The following is a 16,377-nucleotide window of genomic DNA, read 5'->3' as shown; positions in this document are numbered from 1 at the left end:
TAAGGGGGATTGAGGGGGATCAAATCAACTTCTCAATCTTCAATTGCTCCACAATCAAAGGATGCACATCATACCAACTCTCGCGATTGTTCGATGCGATCGCTCATACTTTTTGTCTCATTCACTCACAAAATTCTGATAGTGCCTAAAGTTTAACCCTATATAGCAAATTTATCCTAGCAGCGATCGCCATTTGCAAATTGTCTACGAAATAGTAAAAACCGACATAGCCCAACATTGCGATTTATTGCATCCCGTAACCAATGCCAACCATCTGCGTCAGCTAACTTAGCCCCGATCCCCATAAAGCCATGCTGCCAGAGTCCAACGCCCCATCACCCAAACTTCAATTCCCACAACTATTTAGCGGAATGCTTGCCCTCGCGATCGCCCTAGTTGGTAGCGCCTATCTCGCCAGTAACGCCCTGCGATCGCTTAGGTCAAATGACAACCTGACTGTAATCGGTTCTTCAACTCGTCCGATTCGTTCCGACTTTGTGATTTGGCGAAGTTCCGTTTCTAGTCAGCAAGCCACCTTGCCCCTCGCCTACCAAGAACTTAAGCGCCATTCCGACAAAGTGCAAGCCTACTTCAAAAGCAAAAATATTCCTAATGACGCAATCTCCCTGAGTGCGATCGATACCCAACCCATTCCTGAAACCAATGGGAATGGCGCACAAACAGGTCGGACTATCGCCTATCGCCTCGTCCAGCGTTTTGAAATTCGTTCCAAAGATATCGATGCGATTACGGCGATCGCGCGATCGAGTACCGACCTGATCAATGATGGTCTGCCCTTTATCTCCGAACCTGCGGAATATCTCTATACCGAACTCGGCAAATTGCGAGTAGACATGATTTCCGAAGCAACTAAAGATGCTAAAGCGAGAGGTGAAGCGATCGTCAATGTCTCAGGCAGTCGCCTCGGCACAATCCGCAAAGCCGAAACCGATGTCTTCCAAATTACCGCTCGATATTCCACCGAAGTCAGCAACAGTGGCGCATACAACACCACCACCATCGACAAAGACATCCGCGCCGTAGTCGCAATTACCTTCGCAGTTGAGTAATAAAAAAGCGGCACTTTGTGCCGCTTTTTTAGCTTCAACTTATAGAAAAGAAAGTTGTCAACAAGCCAATAGCTAAAAGCCAATAGCTAAAAGCTAAAAGCCAATAGCTAAAAGCTAAAAGCCAATAGCCAAAAACTAAATTCCCAATCTTTGGTAAATCTGATCGAGATTCTTCAAATGCTTATTGGGATCGAAGCAAGCCGCTAACTCTTCTTCAGAGAAAGTTTTCTGCACGGTTTCATCTTCGCTGATCAACTTACGGAAATCACCATCGGTTTTATTCCATGCAAGGTGCGCAGCTTTCTGAACGATCGCATAGCTATCTTCACGGCTCAAGCCCTTAGTTACCAGTCCGAGAAGTACCTGCTGGCTGAAGACGACACCTCCATAGCAATAGAGGTTACGCTCCATATTGTGAGTATGTACCAACAGATTTTTCACGAGATCGGTGATTTCTGTCAGCATGAAATGCGTAAGGATGCAGCTATCGGGAAGTAGCACCCGTTCCGCCGCACTGTGGGAAATATCACGCTCATGCCATAGAGCCACATTTTCGAGAGCTGTCGTCGCATAGCCACGCAACAGACGCGCCATACCCGTTAAGCGTTCCGAACGAATCGGGTTACGCTTGTGAGGCATTGCCGAGGAGCCTTTTTGTCCCTTGGTGAAATGTTCTTCTACTTCTAGTACATCCGTACGTTGTAAGTTACGAATTTCTACGGCAAAGCGCTCGATCGATGCACCGATCAGGGCAAGTACTTGCGAATACTCGGCATGGCGATCGCGAGAAATTACCTGCGTCGAGGCACAGTCGGGCTGAAGCCCCAATTTTTGACAAGCGATCGCTTCAATACGCGGGTCAACATTGGCATAAGTACCAACAGCGCCCGAAATTTTACCGACAGCAATTGTTTTACTTAAGTTCAATAGGCGATCGCGATGGCGCAACATTTCGGCTAACCAGCCAGCCAGCTTAAATCCAAAGGTAATTGGCTCCGCATGAATACCATGCGTCCGACCCGACATAATCGTATAACGATGCTGCTGAGCCTGATAGCGAATTGCTTGGATCGCCTCCTCTAGCTGCGCTTGAATGATTTCTAAGCTATCTACTAATTGCACGGCTAGAGCCGTATCTAACACATCGGAACTAGTCAGACCGAGATGAATATATCGACCTGCATCACCTACATATTCATTTACATTGGTCAAAAACGCGATCATGTCGTGTTTGACCGTTAACTCAATTTCATTGACGCGATCGGCATCGAAGTTTGCCTTCGCCTTTATCTCTTCGACAGCATCAGCAGGAATATATCCTAATTCAGCCTGTGCTTCGCAAACGGCAACTTCAACCTGCAACCAAGTTTGGTACTTGTGCCGATCTGTCCATAATCGACCCATTTCGGGTAACGTATAGCGTTCTATCAAGATTTAAGCTCTTGGAATAATCACAATTTCTAATTATAGCAAATCTCTAAAGCAATGAATAACTATTAATTTTATAAGTAAGTAATACCAAAGCTCAAAATGGCGTAGCCATTTTGAGCTTTGGTATTACTTACTGGGTTTGGGTTTTAATTCGCGGAAGTGTGACAACACTTTTGTAAATTGGTATAAGTGGGCTTAATTAAATATAAAAGAGCAAAAACTGCCATCAATTATCAGAGTGAATCGCGGGTTTTGTCCTTATTTTTTAATGACGACAAATCAAAACCGTAAGCCCTAAAGATGAGTGGCGGCGCGAAGCGCCGCCACTCATCTTTAGGGCTTACGGCAAATCTTACGTTGCGATAGAGATTTCCTATTGCATCATGGTCAAAATGCCCTGTTGACCTAATAACATTTCCCGCAAGAGGCTAAAAATGCCGACTCCGATTACAGGGGAAATATCAATGCCGCCGATGGGTGGGATTAATTTCCGCAGCACAAATAACAATGGCTCAGTCGGGAAAGTAATCAGGCTGTAGGGAAATTGCTTAAGGGGAATCTGGGGATACCAAGTCATGATGATGCGAAATATATACATCAGGATCAGTAAACCCAGCAAGATATTGAGAGCAAGAGAGCTAATGGCGATCGCGTCCACGACTATAACCAGTTTTCAAAATTAGACATTTTATATTGTTCTTCATCCTAACAGTTTTATAGCTGTCACTGCTAGTTCCCATAAAATGAGAAGAGCGGCGCTTTGCGCCGCTCTTCTCATTTTATGGGAACTAGCATAGAGTAAAGACAGGGCTTTATAGTGGCTTTACCCTATGTATAGCTATGATTTTTTAGGGACAATCGAAACAATCAGGAGTTTGTCTGGTTGTAATAACTCTTTTGCTGCCCGATTAACCTGCTCTAGGGTTACAGATTGAATCCGTTGAGGAAACTTGTAGAAATCACCCACGGGTAAACCATAGGTTTCATCGCTGAGCAAGGATTCCGCAATACTATCAGGGTTAGCAAACTCCGTAGAGAAACTATTGATTAAGCTCTTTTTGGCAACCTCAAACTCCGCTGGCGTAATCCCTTTATCGCGGACATCTTTCAGCAATGCCACCGTAGCATCGATCGCTTTTTGGGTATCTTTGCCGCTAGTTTGCATCTGAACGATAAACGTCCCCTGTGGTGGTTTACCTGCTTGGAAGAAACTGTAAATACCATAGGTCAAACCAAGGCGATCGCGAATTTCTGTACCAAGACGACTAGATAAAGTATCACCGCCGAGAACTTGATTCAGCATTAGAGCTGGGTAATACTCAGGATCATTCCGCGAAATGCTGGGATGCCCCATGAGGGTTACGGCTTGAGTTTTTCCTGCGAGCGCCACCTGCTTCTCGCTGGTAGTGGCAAGATTAGCAACTTTGGGGAATTTAAATTGGGGAGGTTGACCGACAGCCCGCCATTTGCCCAACTTTTCCTCTAGCAAATTTCTTACCACTGCGGGCTCAAAATCTCCCGTGAGAGTCAGAATTGTATTGTCTGGGCGGTAATAGGTTTTGTAGAAAGACACCAAATCTTCTCTTTTTAAAGATTTGAGTGTTGCTTCCGTTTTCATCGCATTAAACGGATGTCCTTTGGGATAGATCGTTGATTGAAAGATCCGACGGGCTAAAGAACTAGGGTTATCTAGCTCTGATTTAAGAGATAAAAGATTGCGCTGAAGATTCAGTTCAAACTCCTTGTTTGGGAAATTCGCATTTTGAAGCAAGTCAGCGAGTTGGTCGATCACAATTGGCAGATCTTTTGCCATCGAGATCCCCGAAATACCCACGCTTTCCCTTCCTGCCGAAAAGCCTAAACTAGCCCCGACATTTTCCAACCTCGAAGCAAGGGTGAGCGCATCCTTGGTCGTCGTACCATTGGTAAGATTTTGGGCGGTGATTCCTGCTAAGCCTGCTTTCTCAATTGAGTCAAATCCTGCACCTGCATTGATTTGCCCTACGAGAGTTACCGTTGGCGTACTGCGATCGCGTAGTAGTAAAACTTTGAGCCCATTGGCAAGGGTGAACCGATCGGGCTGAACGGCGGTGGGAACTCCCGCCTTAGCTGTCAACGCACTTTCTGGTAAATATTTAGCCACTTCCGCAGGATCTACGGGCGAACTAGGTTTGAAAGCTTCCGAGGAATGGGAATTGCTGGGGGTCGTACCAGCATCGGCAGTGATTACCGATGGCTCGAAATATCCCACCACGCGCCGCTCTTTTTGCAGGTATTGCTTCGCGACCCTACGAATATCGGCAACTGTTACTTTCTCGACGGCCTGTAGATAGCGATCGCTATAACTATAGTCTTTTGCAACGGTTTGGTTATAACCGATCTGAATTGCTTGGGAATTAATATCCCGATTGCCCAGAATGTAACTAGCTCGCATACTGGTTTTAGCGCGTTCTAATTCTTTAGCCGTTACGGGCTGGGTTTGGATCTTTTCGATCTCAGCGAGGATCAGGCGATCCAGTGCTTCTAGGGATTTACCTGCGGTTGGGGTCGCACTGATAAAGTACCAACCCGTCCCCATCTGGGTCGATGAATTGCCACTAACGCTACTGGCTAAACCTGTTTCCACTAAAGCTTGATAAAAGCGCGAACTTCTCCCCGCAGTAAGGATGCTATCCATCACATCGATCGCCGCGACATCAGCACCATCAACATTTGGTAAATCAGGATAAACAGCTTGCAAGAAGGGAACGCTACCCGGTTCCTTGAGGCGGATGGGTTCCTTGGTTGACATTGGCACAGGAGGTTTGGGCTTTTGTTGCTGAGCCTCAGCCGTGATTAAAACCTTGGGCTTAGGCGGTGCGGCGATCGAACCATAGATCTCACGCACTTTTTGGAGTGTAGCTTCAGTCTCGAAATTGCCAACAATTACCAAAGTGGCATTATCAGGACGATAAAAAGTGCGGTAATAGTTCTGAATATCCTCAACTGTAAAATTTTCTACCTCAGGACGATAGCCAATGACAGGCCAACCGTAGGAGCTATTGGGATAGGCTGCTAGCATAACCTGACGATATAGCCTTGTCCCGGGGTTATTGTTGCCCCCATCAAGTTCGGATAAAACGACTGTACGCTCGCTTTTAAGTTCTTTTTCACCTGCAACCGTATTCACCATGCGGTCAGCTTCCAATCGCAGCATCGCATCCAGTTTATCGCTACCAGTTGTGCCAAAGTAGGCAGTCATGTCGTAGCTAGTAAATGCATTGGAGTTACTCCCTAAGGCACTAAATAAACGTCCAAACTGGATCGGGCGGTCTTTAGTACCTTTAAACATCAGATGTTCGAGTTGGTGGGAAATACCAGTAATTCCTAGCTTCTCATTTTGCGAACCAACCCGATACCAAACCTGCACGCTCACCACTGGAGCCGTATTTACCTCCTTGGTTAAAACTGTCAAACCATTATCTAAGACGGTTTTAACGACATTGCCCGTGAGTGAATCGGGGGATGGGCTAGAAATTGTAGAAGTTTGGGCAAGATCGGTCTGAGCGGCATAGGCTTGACTACTTGAAAATTGCGACAAAGATGATTGCCATGACAATGGCAAGTTACCGAGCATGACCGCAGCGATCGCTGCGGCTAGTCCTCGACTCAAAAAAGAGAGCATAAAATTACGCTTCACCGAGATCTCCACGAAATACAGCTTTTATTATAGTTGTGCGAATAGGGTAGACATATTAAGCCCAATTGCCACCAAAATCTTAAGGAATAAATCAACAGAGATTTTGCGTTAAGTATCCCTACTGATGATCTAAGGATTTTGACAGCTTATTTGCATTTTGTATCCCATCAATTGGGCGATCGCTATGATTAAAGCATTTTGAGCGGTTAATATAAAATGCTTTAATCATAGCGATCGCCACTAAGATTTTCAGGTAAGTTAAAATCCCCAAAAAGTAATGTAAATCGACCTATGAACGCCATCTTTTTTGGTAATAACTACATCAGGAATATCATATAAATAAGCTGTAGCAATACAGTTTTTATAAGTCTTCGCCGCAAGTATTGGGGATTTCTAGCATATAGCAATTTTAAAAAGTTTGCGAAAACCCATTCTAAAGGGGCAAGCTTTACAAACCTCAAAATATATAAATCATTTGAGATTGGCATCGTATTCCTAAATGATTTGGAAATATATATGTCGCTACTCGCATTAGGACAAAAATAACATCCAAGAAGAGAAGGTTGGAGCAAAGCTCCAACCTTCTCTTCTTGGATGTTATGTACTAAGTAACTTGTTATTCATTAAAGTACCTGTGGCTTTGACTACGCTTAGCCAAAGTTAGCTGAGCGTAAACTCAATCCATCCAACCAATATTTTTATTGTTGATCCTTTGTAACTGTTCGTTAGAGCCCGTGGGACGAGCATAGGGATTGCGATCGCGGTGAGGGTATGGTTGCTCAACGGGCTGTTTGCGGGGCGTGGCTCTGTTTTGGGTGGTTTGCGAATTTTGCGAATTTTGCGAAACTAATTGTGAAGAGGCAGACAAGTCAGTGGCAGCGGGTGCAGCTATTTCTTTACTTGCATTTATAGCTTTGTTCTGTGTTTCGATCTGTGCTGAGAGTTGAATATTAGCCTCAGCCAACCGCAGATTATCCCGCTTGACTTCTACGAGTTGTCGATCGAGGTCATTTTTGAGACTTTCGATTGCCGCCAAGGACTTTTGCAAAAGTTCGATATTGGTATGGCTAAATTGTAATTCTTTTTGGAGGGAGGCTACAGTCTTTACAAGTTCGGCTTCCCTTTGTTGCGACTGGGCAAGGGACTGCTCTAGCTCCGCAATTCGTGCTTGGGAGCGATCGCCATTATTCAATGCTGGACGAATGGCTTTGTTGCTAGCTTCGTTAACGGTTTCGGCTTTTACTTCAATAGTTTGCTCCGTAACGTTACCCGTTACTTCTTGACTGGTGACTTCAGTTTCTTTTTGAACTTCGTCACGAAGCAAATCTGAAATTCCGACTTTCTTTTTGGTAGACATAATTTTTAAGCGTTATTTAATTCTCTTATTTAATTCTCTATTTATCGCAATTCACGAAAGTGTAACAACACTTTTGTGGATTAAACACCAATCCCAGTCAGGTTTTGAGGATTGGCATTAATTCTCTGATGGACAAGGCAAAGCCATGCCCATCACCTGAAGATATCTCGTCGCAATTCATCGACAACCCTTCGATAGTCTGCTTCTGCTTCTCGCGCATTCTTACCTTTCCATTCCGTTACTAATTTTCCTTCTAGAGCGGCGCGCTCATGGGCTTTGTAAGCTCTTACAAATGCATGAAAAACAGGTACTCCCACCTCTTGCAAAGTGTTTTGCGCTTCTAGAGCCTCATTGAGACATCGTGGATCGACGCGAGTGAGCAAAACTCGATGGGGCACTTGAGCAGGTCTGACGGTGCTTTTGACCGTATCGATGAGAGCCGTTAAATCCATCGGTGCGGGAGGACTTGGCAAAACCAAATAATCGGCGATCGCCACAACAGTAGCAAGGGCATGGGAATGTAGGGCAGGCGGAGTATCTACCAATACTAAATCGTAACTGCTAAGTTTCGGCAATTTTCTCAAATGCGTCGGATCGATTTCCTTGGCAATATCAAAGCCCATATCTTGATCGCCGCGACCGACCCACCAAGACAAACTCCCCTGTACGTCAGCATCTACCACTAACACCTTGGACTCTAGGGCGAATATACCTGCAAGGGCGATCGCCGTTGTTGTTTTACCCACACCCCCCTTACCATTAGTCACGACTACAATTTTTGGGGAATTTGCCATGCTACTAAGACTCTTAAATAATTTACTAAATTCAATTCTATTTAATTCGTTACTAAGTAATACCAAAACACAAAATGGCTACGCCATTTTGTGTTTTTAAAAACCTTACTGGGTTTGGTTTTCAATTTCCGAAAGTGTAGCCACACTTTTGGAAATTGGTAATTAAGTGGGCTTACTTAAATATAAAACCCTAAAACCTGCGGCGATCGCTGCGCGATCGCCGCAGGTTTTAGATCTGGATTTTAATTGTGCTGAGGTACTTAACGTTAGGGTCACCCTATTTTTTAGACTTAGATGGTTTAGCCGCAATCAAAACTGCGATCGCTAAACAGACCAAGCCCACGTTAATAGAGACATCGGCGATATTAAAAATCGCAAATCGAATAATCCTAATATCGATAAAGTCAACTACGTATCCAGCCACAAAGCGATCGATGCCATTTCCTGCGGCTCCTGCCAAAATACAGCCATAGCCCACCTGCTCCCATCGCGTCAGCCTTTTGCCAAAAATCCCAAAAGCAACTAGCCCCAAACTAACGATCATCGATACCCACTTCAGCCAATCGATCTGACCACTAAATAGGCTGAAGGCTGCTCCTGTGTTGGTAGCATAGGTAAAATGAACGACCCCATCAATTAGGGGAAAGGATTTGCCAGCCTTGAGGTATTGTACGACTAAATATTTGGAGGCTTGATCGAGAACTAATCCCAAAATTGCCGCAGTCCAGTAGAGAGAGTTCTCGATTTTGCCAGATGTCATAACTAGGAAACGACTAAAAATTAATTACTAATAGCTAATTACTAATAAGTACTCATAAGTAAGTGGGCTTAATTAAATACACAACCCTAAAACCTGCGGCGATCGCTGCGCGATCGCCGCAGGTTTTAGATCTGGATTTTAATTGTGCTGAGGTACTTACTAGAACAGTAAAAGAGCGCGTACCGCCCCCTTTGTCTCCCTAGCTTATATCAATTAGCCCTAGCCATGCTAACAATCCCTTCCCAGTAACAAGTTCGATCGCTACAGCAATAATGAATCCGACCATTGCCGCACGACCGTTTAAGCGCTCTGCATAGGTGTTAAATCCCATTTTGGGATCGGTAGCCTGTGGTACTTGAGTTGGTTCAGTCACGATCGAAAATCCTCATTTTGTCTAAAGCTTCACCCAATTTTATCGCAATCCCCCGCACAAAGCCCGTTATAAAACCGAAATAACCCTCTATACATCTCTTGCTTGGATAAACTCATATTCTGAAACTTTAAGTTTTGTTTTCGGATTGTAACGACCAATTTCTTGTAAACTTAGTTAAATAAATATGTAAAACAATAAAATTTTACTGAATTGCAGCTAGCAACATAGTGGAGTGTAAACTGGCTTGGAAAACCATAAGGAAAAAATTCTAGTTGTGGACGACGAAGCAAGTATTCGTCGGATTCTGGAGACACGTCTTTCAATGATCGGTTACGAGGTCGTCACCGCCGCAGATGGCGAAGAAGCGATCCAAGTTTTTCATACAGAAAATCCTGACTTGGTAGTTCTCGATGTCATGATGCCAAAACTCGACGGCTACGGGGTATGTCAAGAGCTACGAAAAGAATCTGATATTCCGATTATCATGCTAACAGCTTTAGGTGATGTTGCCGATCGCATTACTGGACTTGAATTAGGTGCGGATGATTACGTTGTAAAGCCCTTTTCGCCCAAAGAATTAGAAGCAAGGATTCGTTCGGTATTGCGACGATTTGATCGCAATGGCACATCGGGTATCCCCAGTTCTGGTGTGATTCATATTAATACGATCAAGATCGATACTAACAAGCGTCAAGTCTATAAGTCTGATGAGCGCATTCGTTTGACAGGTATGGAGTTCAGTTTGTTGGAATTATTGGTCGGGCGATCGGGCGAGGCTTTTTCAAGAGCCGAAATTTTACAAGAGGTTTGGGGCTATACCCCTGAGCGTCATGTCGATACGCGCGTTGTTGACGTACATATTTCTCGTCTGCGGGCAAAGCTTGAAGAAGATCCTAGCAATCCTGAGTTAATCTTGACGGCAAGGGGGACAGGCTATCTATTCCAACGTATCATTGATGGCTCAGAATCAAAACAAGCCTAAAAAAATGACCTCCCGTGGAGGTCATTTTTTGGGCTTGTTGTTTGATATTTATAGCTATCGCCTGTACTAGGACATAAACCCCAAGAATTGACTGGCGGCGCGAAGCGCCGCCAGTCAATTCTTGGGGTTTGATTTGTCCTAAGTCAAGGGACTGTAGCTATACATTAATTTTCTATGCCCAGTCATCCTGTCCTTCATCCTGTGCCATATAAACTTTCCCCACCGCATGAATTGCTCTGGTTTTTACAAATAATTCTTCCTCAGTTAATTGCCAATTATTCAGAATCTTTAATAGATCGGTTTGAATGTCCCTTGCTCCGACAAATCCCTTATAGCGGACGATCAGACGAGCAAGATCGGCATAGTCACGATTGCTCTGACGTGATTGCGCCAGCAATTCGTTAACAATTTGCCGATCCTTGGTGTACTGGGGATGTCGTTGATCCTTTGCTTCTGCCATGAGATTTAATGAGACGGTTGAAATTACTGTCTCAGAATGACAACCTCATTGCCAGTAACAGGTGTACGGGCAATCAGATGATTTTCGGCATCAGCGACAAATAATTTCTTGAAATTGAGTGATTGCGAACGAATTTGCAGATCTTTTACCAATTGGCTCTGTTGAGTTGGTTCAAGCTGATACCATCCCTCATTGAGAGCTACAATCAAGCGTCCGCGCTTAAAGTTGGTCTGAACAGAACTCAGCAGTGATTCGCCGTACTGATTGGCAACTTCAGCAACTTGGGTTTGGATTTTGGCGATCTCAATTTGTTCGGCAGTTAACGGTACATCTCCACGCTCTGGCTTAACCAAGTCCTTATTAACTGGTTGCTTTTGGGGATTAGTGCTAGGTTGGCTAATTACCGTCGGGCTGGTTGCCACCTTTTTCAGGTTTTGGCTATGGGCATGGGATGGTTTGAGAAGGATCAACAGCGAAAATAGGGTCACTAAAGCGATCGTACCAGCACGCTTATCGAGAATGAGCTTGATTTCATCGGAGAGGGGAACCTGTCCCGCAATACTACTCATAGAACGCCAAATTGGAGTCGTAGCCGTAACCGTCTTTTTCCAAGCGTCATTTTCTTGTAGTTTTTCCCAAGAATTGACCAAACTTGGGGTTGAAGCTGCCTTAGCTGAGGCTTTTTGCCAAATATTGGTGGCGATCGGATCGAGTTTGTCCACGGAAATCTGGAGGAATCCTAAAATTTTGGGAGTTACTTGTTCTTTCACAAACTTCCAAGCAATGCCAAATTCCTGTTTAACTTGTGCTACTAGCGGAGAATCCACTTCAGTAGAGGCATTTAGCAGTCCAGCAACCTCACCATTGGCATCTAAGGTGCTTTCTTGACCTGCTAGATTTTGTTGAAGTTTTGTTAAGGCACTGACTAACACAGCGATCGCCTTGGCTGACCATACCTGCCCTGTTTGCAAAACTTTATTGAGGGTCGGATTGCTAGAGATATCAGCGGTAGCGGTTTCGGGCTGCCCTTCTGTCGTCACCTTGGAAGGGGTAAGCTTGGTTTGCAGATTGCGCAGTGCAGGCAGCAAGCTTTTCACAAGTTTTAGTAATAGCGCTTGCAATTGCGGCTGTACCTTTGTCCAAGTCTCTCCAACTTGTTGAGTGACACGCTCAAATGCTTCTTTATTCTTGTTTTCTGTCATAACTGCCTCCTCTCACAATTCACACGGTTTCATGCAAGGTATCACAAATTATGCAGTGAGCGTAACATAATCTTGAGCCATTTCTTCGTATTTTGATATAAAGCCTTAGGTTTTGCTCTGCCATAAATCTGCGCTCTAATCCATACCCAGTAAAGGTCTATGGCTATTTTTAAATAGCGCTCCCATTTTATAGCTACATTCACTTGACTTAGGACAAATCAAACCCCAAGATGAGTGGCGGCGCAAAGCGCCGCCACTCATCTTGGGCAAGCAAAACACTTTGCCATAGCAGTAATTGGCAGCTATACGCAAAAACATAAAGACCAATATCCCTCGTTATACCTAGTGTTATACCAATTTTTTAGGGTTTTATATTTAATTAAGCCCACTTACTTAGTTACCTTACTTAGTTACTTAGATAGTTGCTATAGTTAAGTAAGACTTATTACTTGCAGTACATTGCCTATGTGTTTGATAAACGTAAGCAAAGCAAAAATAAATCGCAGTCAGGTTTTAGATTTTACATTTTGCTTATGGGAGAAAACAAAGCAATGTATCTCTTTTATGACTTGATTGTCGCCTTAATCAATCACAATATCAATCAAAATATTACTTAAATATCATGCGTATTCTTGCTCTAGCTTGGGAGTTTCCACCACGCATCATTGGAGGAATCTCTCGGCATGTAGCAGAGCTGTATCCTGAAATCGTTAAACGCGGACATGAAGTTTATTTAATCACGGTCGCAGTTGAAAGCGAGCCTTTAGAAGCGATCGTTAATGGTATTCATGTGTATCGCGTTCCCGTTCAAGCCGATAAGGACTTTTTTCAATGGGTTGGGCAGATGAATGCCCATATGTTGGACTTTGCTAGAGAGTTCTTGACAATTAATCCTATGGACTTAATTCATGCCCATGATTGGTTAGTTGAAGAAGCGGCGATCGCTCTGAATCATGAATTTGCCATTCCCCTTGTGACCACTATCCATGCTACCGAATATGGACGATGCAATGGAATTCATAATGACACTCAACGATATATTCATCACAAAGAAATTCGCTTAACAAAGGCATCTCAGCGCATCATTGTTTGTTCCGAATATATGCGGGGTGAATTACAAAGGGCTTTAGATTGCCCGCCCGAAAAGACAGATGTGGTGTATAACGGCTTGAGTGTTGAACGTTGGCAAAATATTGCTGCCTCTCGCCAGTTAGATCTTGCATCACTCCGATCCAAGTATGCCAAATCAGAAGAAGCGATCGTCTATTTTGTCGGGCGCATCACCTATGAGAAGGGTATTTATATTTTGCTAAATGCCATGCCCAAGGTGTTAGCCGCAATGAATGACCAAGTCCGATTAGTAATTATTGGAACTGGCGATGCCTATTCAATTCTCCTCCAACGTCAAGCTTGGGATCTTGGCATTTATCACAAAGTATTATTCACTGGGTTTATGGCAGATGAAGATTTTTGGGAATTCCAGAAAGTTGCCGATTGCGCCGTTTTTCCTAGTCTCTACGAGCCATTTGGGATCGTTGCCCTTGAGAGTTTTGCCGCCAAAATCCCCCTCGTGGTTTCTGATACGGGTGGTTTACCTGAAGTCGTCCGCCATCAGATTACAGGGATAGTCACAAGGGTCAATGATGCTAATTCTGTAGCTGATGGAATTATTGAAATTTTGCGAAATCGAGACTATGCAAATACCCTAGCAAATAACGCTCAGGCTGAGCTCAAAGAAAGATTTGCATGGGACAACCTCGCCAAACAAACTGAAGCAGTGTTTCTAAAAGCCAAGCCTTCAGGAGCGTCATGATTTCGTTCATGCCCAGAGCGAGAGGAAGATGATTGGCGGCGCTAAGCGCTGCCAATCATCTTTAGGGTTTTATGGCGTAGCCATTTCTTAACTTTTTTACTTAGGACAAATCAAACCCCACAAATCGACTGGCGGCGCTTAGCGCCGCCAGTCGATTTGTGGGGGTTTATGTCTTAGTGCCCTTTATATATTCTTGCTATGTAGAATTAAGCGTTCTTTTGCAAGATTTCCACTTTGTCAAGACGCTCCCATGGCAGATCGAGATCATTGCGTCCCAAATGACCATAAGCAGCCACATCTTGATAAAAGCGCCCCTTGCGATCGCCAGGCAAATTTTGCAAATCAAAATTTTTGATAATTGCCGCAGGGCGTAAATCAAAATGATCCTTCACTAGGCGGAGCAAAGTCTCTTCATCGACCTTGCCAGTACCAAAGGTATCAATGTGCATACTGGTAGGACGAGCCACACCGATCGCATAGCTAATTTGTAATTCACATTTGCTAGCTAGCCCTGCCGCTACAATATTCTTGGCCGCATGACGCGCAGCATAGGCAGCGCTGCGATCAACCTTTGTCGGATCTTTACCCGAAAAAGCACCGCCACCATGACGTGCATAACCACCATAAGTATCGACAATAATTTTGCGACCAGTTAGACCTGAGTCACCTTGAGGACCACCAATCACAAACTTGCCCGTAGGATTTACTAAGTAGCGAGTTTGTTCGTTAGGTTTGACCAATGTATCGGTAAAGCTGGGTAAAACTACATGCGTCCAGAGATCGGCTTTAATTTTTTCCTGTACCTTAGCTTCATCGCTAATGCCGTCAATCGCGGCATCATGTTGGGTAGAAATCAGGATCGTGTCGATCGCTACGGGTTTATTATCTTCATAAACCACGGTGACTTGGGTTTTGCCATCGGGACGTAAATAGGACAGAGTGCCATTTTTGCGCACTACCGATAACTGACGGGCTAAACGGTGAGCAATGGCGATCGGCAAGGGCATAAACTCAGGGGTTTCATTGCAAGCAAACCCAAACATGATCCCTTGGTCGCCAGCTCCAACCGCTTCTAGAGCCGCGTCTTCTTCTTCGCCAGTGCGGGCTTCGAGGGCAACATTTACGCCTTGGGCAATGTCTGGAGACTGTTCGTCAAGTGCGACCATTACCGCGCAGCTATTGGCGGAAAATCCATTGTCAGCATTGATATAACCAATTTCAGCAATTTTTTTACGGGCAATATCGACGTAATTGACATGCGCTTTAGTTGTGATTTCCCCAGTGATCAAGACCAGACCTGTGTTTACCACAACCTCGGCAGCGACACGCGATCGCGGATCTTGAGCCAATAAGGTATCGAGAATCGTATCGGAAATTTGATCGCAGATTTTATCGGGATGACCTTCCGTAACTGATTCAGATGTAAATAAAAAGCGACTAGCCAACTATGTTTCCTCCTAAACGCAAGAAGTAATAAGGCAAATTTTTGGTATCTCTTAAGATTTATCCATCATAGTACAAGGTGTTAATGTACAAGGTGCTAGGGAGGACGTTATTTGTTTTCACCGATTTACTTGCCGTCTAGCTACCGCAAATTTCGATTTGCCTTAGTTCGAGTAAATAGAGTTAAGTAAGTGGGCTTAATTAAATATAAAACCCTAAAACCTAAGGCGCACGCACAGCGTGCGCCTTAGGTTTTAGTTTATGCACTAATACGCTTGGCAGTAGCTATATTTCCAAAATCCTATGAAAATGTCGCTGTGTATGGGTATAGTCTGATCAATCTATGATCAATCTAATTGTTACTATTGATTGCCAAACTCACACAGTTTTCTACACTTTTGGAGGCAAATAACTTGAAATTTCAAACTGCTGCTCAAGAAGCCTGCTATGAAAAAGTAGTAACTTGGATGCAAGAGATATTTGGAAAATGCCCCTGTGCACGTCAAGATATTCCAGGCTTAGGCATATTTATGGGATCGGCGCTTGTAGAGGTTTTGATTTTCCCTTGGGATGAAGATGATGCTGTGATTAATACGCGATCGTATGTAGTAGTTGGTGCTGTATTAACTCCAGAATTGATGCGTTATTTGCTGGAAGAAAATGCCAAAATGATTTTTGGGGCTTTTGGGATCTCTCCAGACAGCGAAATTCTCTTTGAACATTCGATTGTAGGCTCTACCTGTGACATAAAAGAATTAGAAGCCTCGGTAAAAGCCGTAATGGAAATAGCTGATGAGTATGACGATAAAATTGTTCGACGATGGGGCGGCAAACGAGCCTTAGATCGCATCCATGCTGGTAATCTATCAATTAATGGCTGGTCTTTGTAAGTAGCTAGGCAGAATTAAAGGATTGCCATTTTTTGAAAGTGCTGCAAAGCAGCACTTTCAAAAAATATATTGAATTTTAATGGAGCGTAAAGCGTTATATTGCTAGATAACTGCCATATAGCA

The 16,377-nt window shown here is 44.1% G+C and carries 15 protein-coding genes; 5 read left to right on the top strand and 10 right to left on the bottom strand.

The window, feature by feature from the left end:
- Positions 1–311: 311 nt before the first annotated feature.
- A complete protein-coding gene (locus PseudUWO310_RS10875; protein ID WP_142601033.1) occupies positions 312–1,070 on the top strand; it encodes an SIMPL domain-containing protein in 759 nt (252 codons plus the stop codon).
- 135 nt (positions 1,071–1,205) lie between these two features.
- Here the strand turns inward: PseudUWO310_RS10875 and purB are convergent, their stop codons facing one another.
- The 6 genes from purB to lspA all read right to left on the bottom strand — a co-directional run bounded on the left by purB (position 1,206) and on the right by lspA (position 9,091).
- The gene (purB, locus tag PseudUWO310_RS10870; protein ID WP_142601031.1) at positions 1,206–2,501 is read right to left on the bottom strand and encodes an adenylosuccinate lyase; all 1,296 of its coding nucleotides are present in this window, start codon (positions 2,499–2,501) and stop codon (positions 1,206–1,208) included.
- Positions 2,502–2,874: 373 nt separating this feature from the next.
- Positions 2,875–3,159, bottom strand: a complete 285-nt coding sequence (locus PseudUWO310_RS10865) for a YggT family protein (protein ID WP_142601029.1) — start codon at positions 3,157–3,159, stop codon at positions 2,875–2,877.
- 180 nt (positions 3,160–3,339) lie between these two features.
- Entirely contained in the window at positions 3,340–6,165 is a 2,826-nt protein-coding gene (locus PseudUWO310_RS10860; RefSeq protein ID WP_142601073.1) for a M16 family metallopeptidase, read from the bottom strand.
- Positions 6,166–6,856: 691 nt separating this feature from the next.
- Positions 6,857–7,537 carry a hypothetical protein gene (locus tag PseudUWO310_RS10855; RefSeq protein ID WP_142601026.1) on the bottom strand — a complete coding sequence of 227 codons (681 nt, stop codon included), beginning with the start codon at positions 7,535–7,537 and terminating at the stop codon, positions 6,857–6,859.
- Between the two features lie 152 nt (positions 7,538–7,689).
- Positions 7,690–8,331: a ParA family protein gene (locus PseudUWO310_RS10850; RefSeq protein ID WP_142601023.1), complete on the bottom strand. Its 642-nt coding sequence runs from the start codon at positions 8,329–8,331 to the stop codon at positions 7,690–7,692.
- A gap of 277 nt (positions 8,332–8,608) precedes the next feature.
- Complete coding sequence (lspA, locus tag PseudUWO310_RS10845; RefSeq protein WP_142601021.1) at positions 8,609–9,091, bottom strand: signal peptidase II; 483 nt, start codon at positions 9,089–9,091, stop codon at positions 8,609–8,611.
- 62 nt (positions 9,092–9,153) lie between these two features.
- Between lspA and PseudUWO310_RS22885 the strand changes: the two genes are divergently transcribed.
- The gene (locus tag PseudUWO310_RS22885; RefSeq protein WP_190315983.1) at positions 9,154–9,294 is read left to right on the top strand and encodes a hypothetical protein; all 141 of its coding nucleotides are present in this window, start codon (positions 9,154–9,156) and stop codon (positions 9,292–9,294) included.
- Here PseudUWO310_RS22885 and PseudUWO310_RS22880 read toward each other — a convergent pair.
- A complete protein-coding gene (locus tag PseudUWO310_RS22880) occupies positions 9,291–9,464 on the bottom strand; it encodes a hypothetical protein (RefSeq protein ID WP_190315982.1) in 174 nt (57 codons plus the stop codon). The two genes, PseudUWO310_RS22885 and PseudUWO310_RS22880, sit on opposite strands and share 4 nt — an antisense overlap.
- 244 nt (positions 9,465–9,708) lie before the next feature.
- Between PseudUWO310_RS22880 and rpaB the strand changes: the two genes are divergently transcribed.
- Entirely contained in the window at positions 9,709–10,446 is a 738-nt protein-coding gene (rpaB, locus tag PseudUWO310_RS10840; RefSeq protein ID WP_009627375.1) for a response regulator transcription factor RpaB, read from the top strand.
- A gap of 172 nt (positions 10,447–10,618) precedes the next feature.
- Here rpaB and PseudUWO310_RS10835 read toward each other — a convergent pair whose 3' ends face one another.
- A complete protein-coding gene (locus PseudUWO310_RS10835; protein WP_142601018.1) occupies positions 10,619–10,906 on the bottom strand; it encodes a DUF3288 family protein in 288 nt (95 codons plus the stop codon).
- 23 nt (positions 10,907–10,929) lie between these two features.
- Positions 10,930–12,108: a hypothetical protein gene (locus tag PseudUWO310_RS10830; RefSeq protein ID WP_142601015.1), complete on the bottom strand. Its 1,179-nt coding sequence runs from the start codon at positions 12,106–12,108 to the stop codon at positions 10,930–10,932.
- Between the two features lie 622 nt (positions 12,109–12,730).
- Here PseudUWO310_RS10830 and PseudUWO310_RS10825 point away from each other — a divergent pair.
- Positions 12,731–13,921, top strand: a complete 1,191-nt coding sequence (locus PseudUWO310_RS10825) for a glycosyltransferase family 4 protein (protein WP_142601013.1) — start codon at positions 12,731–12,733, stop codon at positions 13,919–13,921.
- A 206-nt stretch (positions 13,922–14,127) separates the two neighbouring features.
- On the opposite strand, the gene metK is transcribed toward PseudUWO310_RS10825, so the two are convergent.
- Entirely contained in the window at positions 14,128–15,366 is a 1,239-nt protein-coding gene (metK, locus tag PseudUWO310_RS10820) for a methionine adenosyltransferase (RefSeq protein WP_142601010.1), read from the bottom strand.
- Between the two features lie 411 nt (positions 15,367–15,777).
- On the opposite strand from metK, the gene PseudUWO310_RS10815 reads away from it, so the two are divergent.
- Positions 15,778–16,254: a T3SS (YopN, CesT) and YbjN peptide-binding chaperone 1 gene (locus tag PseudUWO310_RS10815; RefSeq protein WP_142601007.1), complete on the top strand. Its 477-nt coding sequence runs from the start codon at positions 15,778–15,780 to the stop codon at positions 16,252–16,254.
- Positions 16,255–16,377 lie beyond the last annotated feature (123 nt).

The sequence above is a fragment of the Pseudanabaena sp. UWO310 genome (assembly GCF_006861605.1).
GTDB lineage: Bacteria > Cyanobacteriota > Cyanobacteriia > Pseudanabaenales > Pseudanabaenaceae > Pseudanabaena.
Note: the sequence above shows the minus strand (reverse complement) of the source record. Positions and strands in the feature narration are given on the sequence as shown.

Bases quoted from the DNA above. Each gene is read 5' to 3' on its own strand.
- lspA (WP_142601021.1), bottom strand. From the start codon at position 9,091: ATGACATCTGGCAAAATCGAGAACTCTCTCTACTGGACTGCGGCAATT.
- PseudUWO310_RS10835 (WP_142601018.1), bottom strand. From the start codon at position 10,906: ATGGCAGAAGCAAAGGATCAACGACATCCCCAGTACACCAAGGATCGG.
- PseudUWO310_RS10860 (WP_142601073.1), bottom strand. From the start codon at position 6,165: ATGCTCTCTTTTTTGAGTCGAGGACTAGCCGCAGCGATCGCTGCGGTC.
- PseudUWO310_RS10825 (WP_142601013.1), top strand. From the start codon at position 12,731: ATGCGTATTCTTGCTCTAGCTTGGGAGTTTCCACCACGCATCATTGGA.
- PseudUWO310_RS10875 (WP_142601033.1), top strand. From the start codon at position 312: ATGCTGCCAGAGTCCAACGCCCCATCACCCAAACTTCAATTCCCACAA.
- PseudUWO310_RS10830 (WP_142601015.1), bottom strand. From the start codon at position 12,108: ATGACAGAAAACAAGAATAAAGAAGCATTTGAGCGTGTCACTCAACAA.
- PseudUWO310_RS10850 (WP_142601023.1), bottom strand. From the start codon at position 8,331: ATGGCAAATTCCCCAAAAATTGTAGTCGTGACTAATGGTAAGGGGGGT.
- PseudUWO310_RS10855 (WP_142601026.1), bottom strand. From the start codon at position 7,537: ATGTCTACCAAAAAGAAAGTCGGAATTTCAGATTTGCTTCGTGACGAA.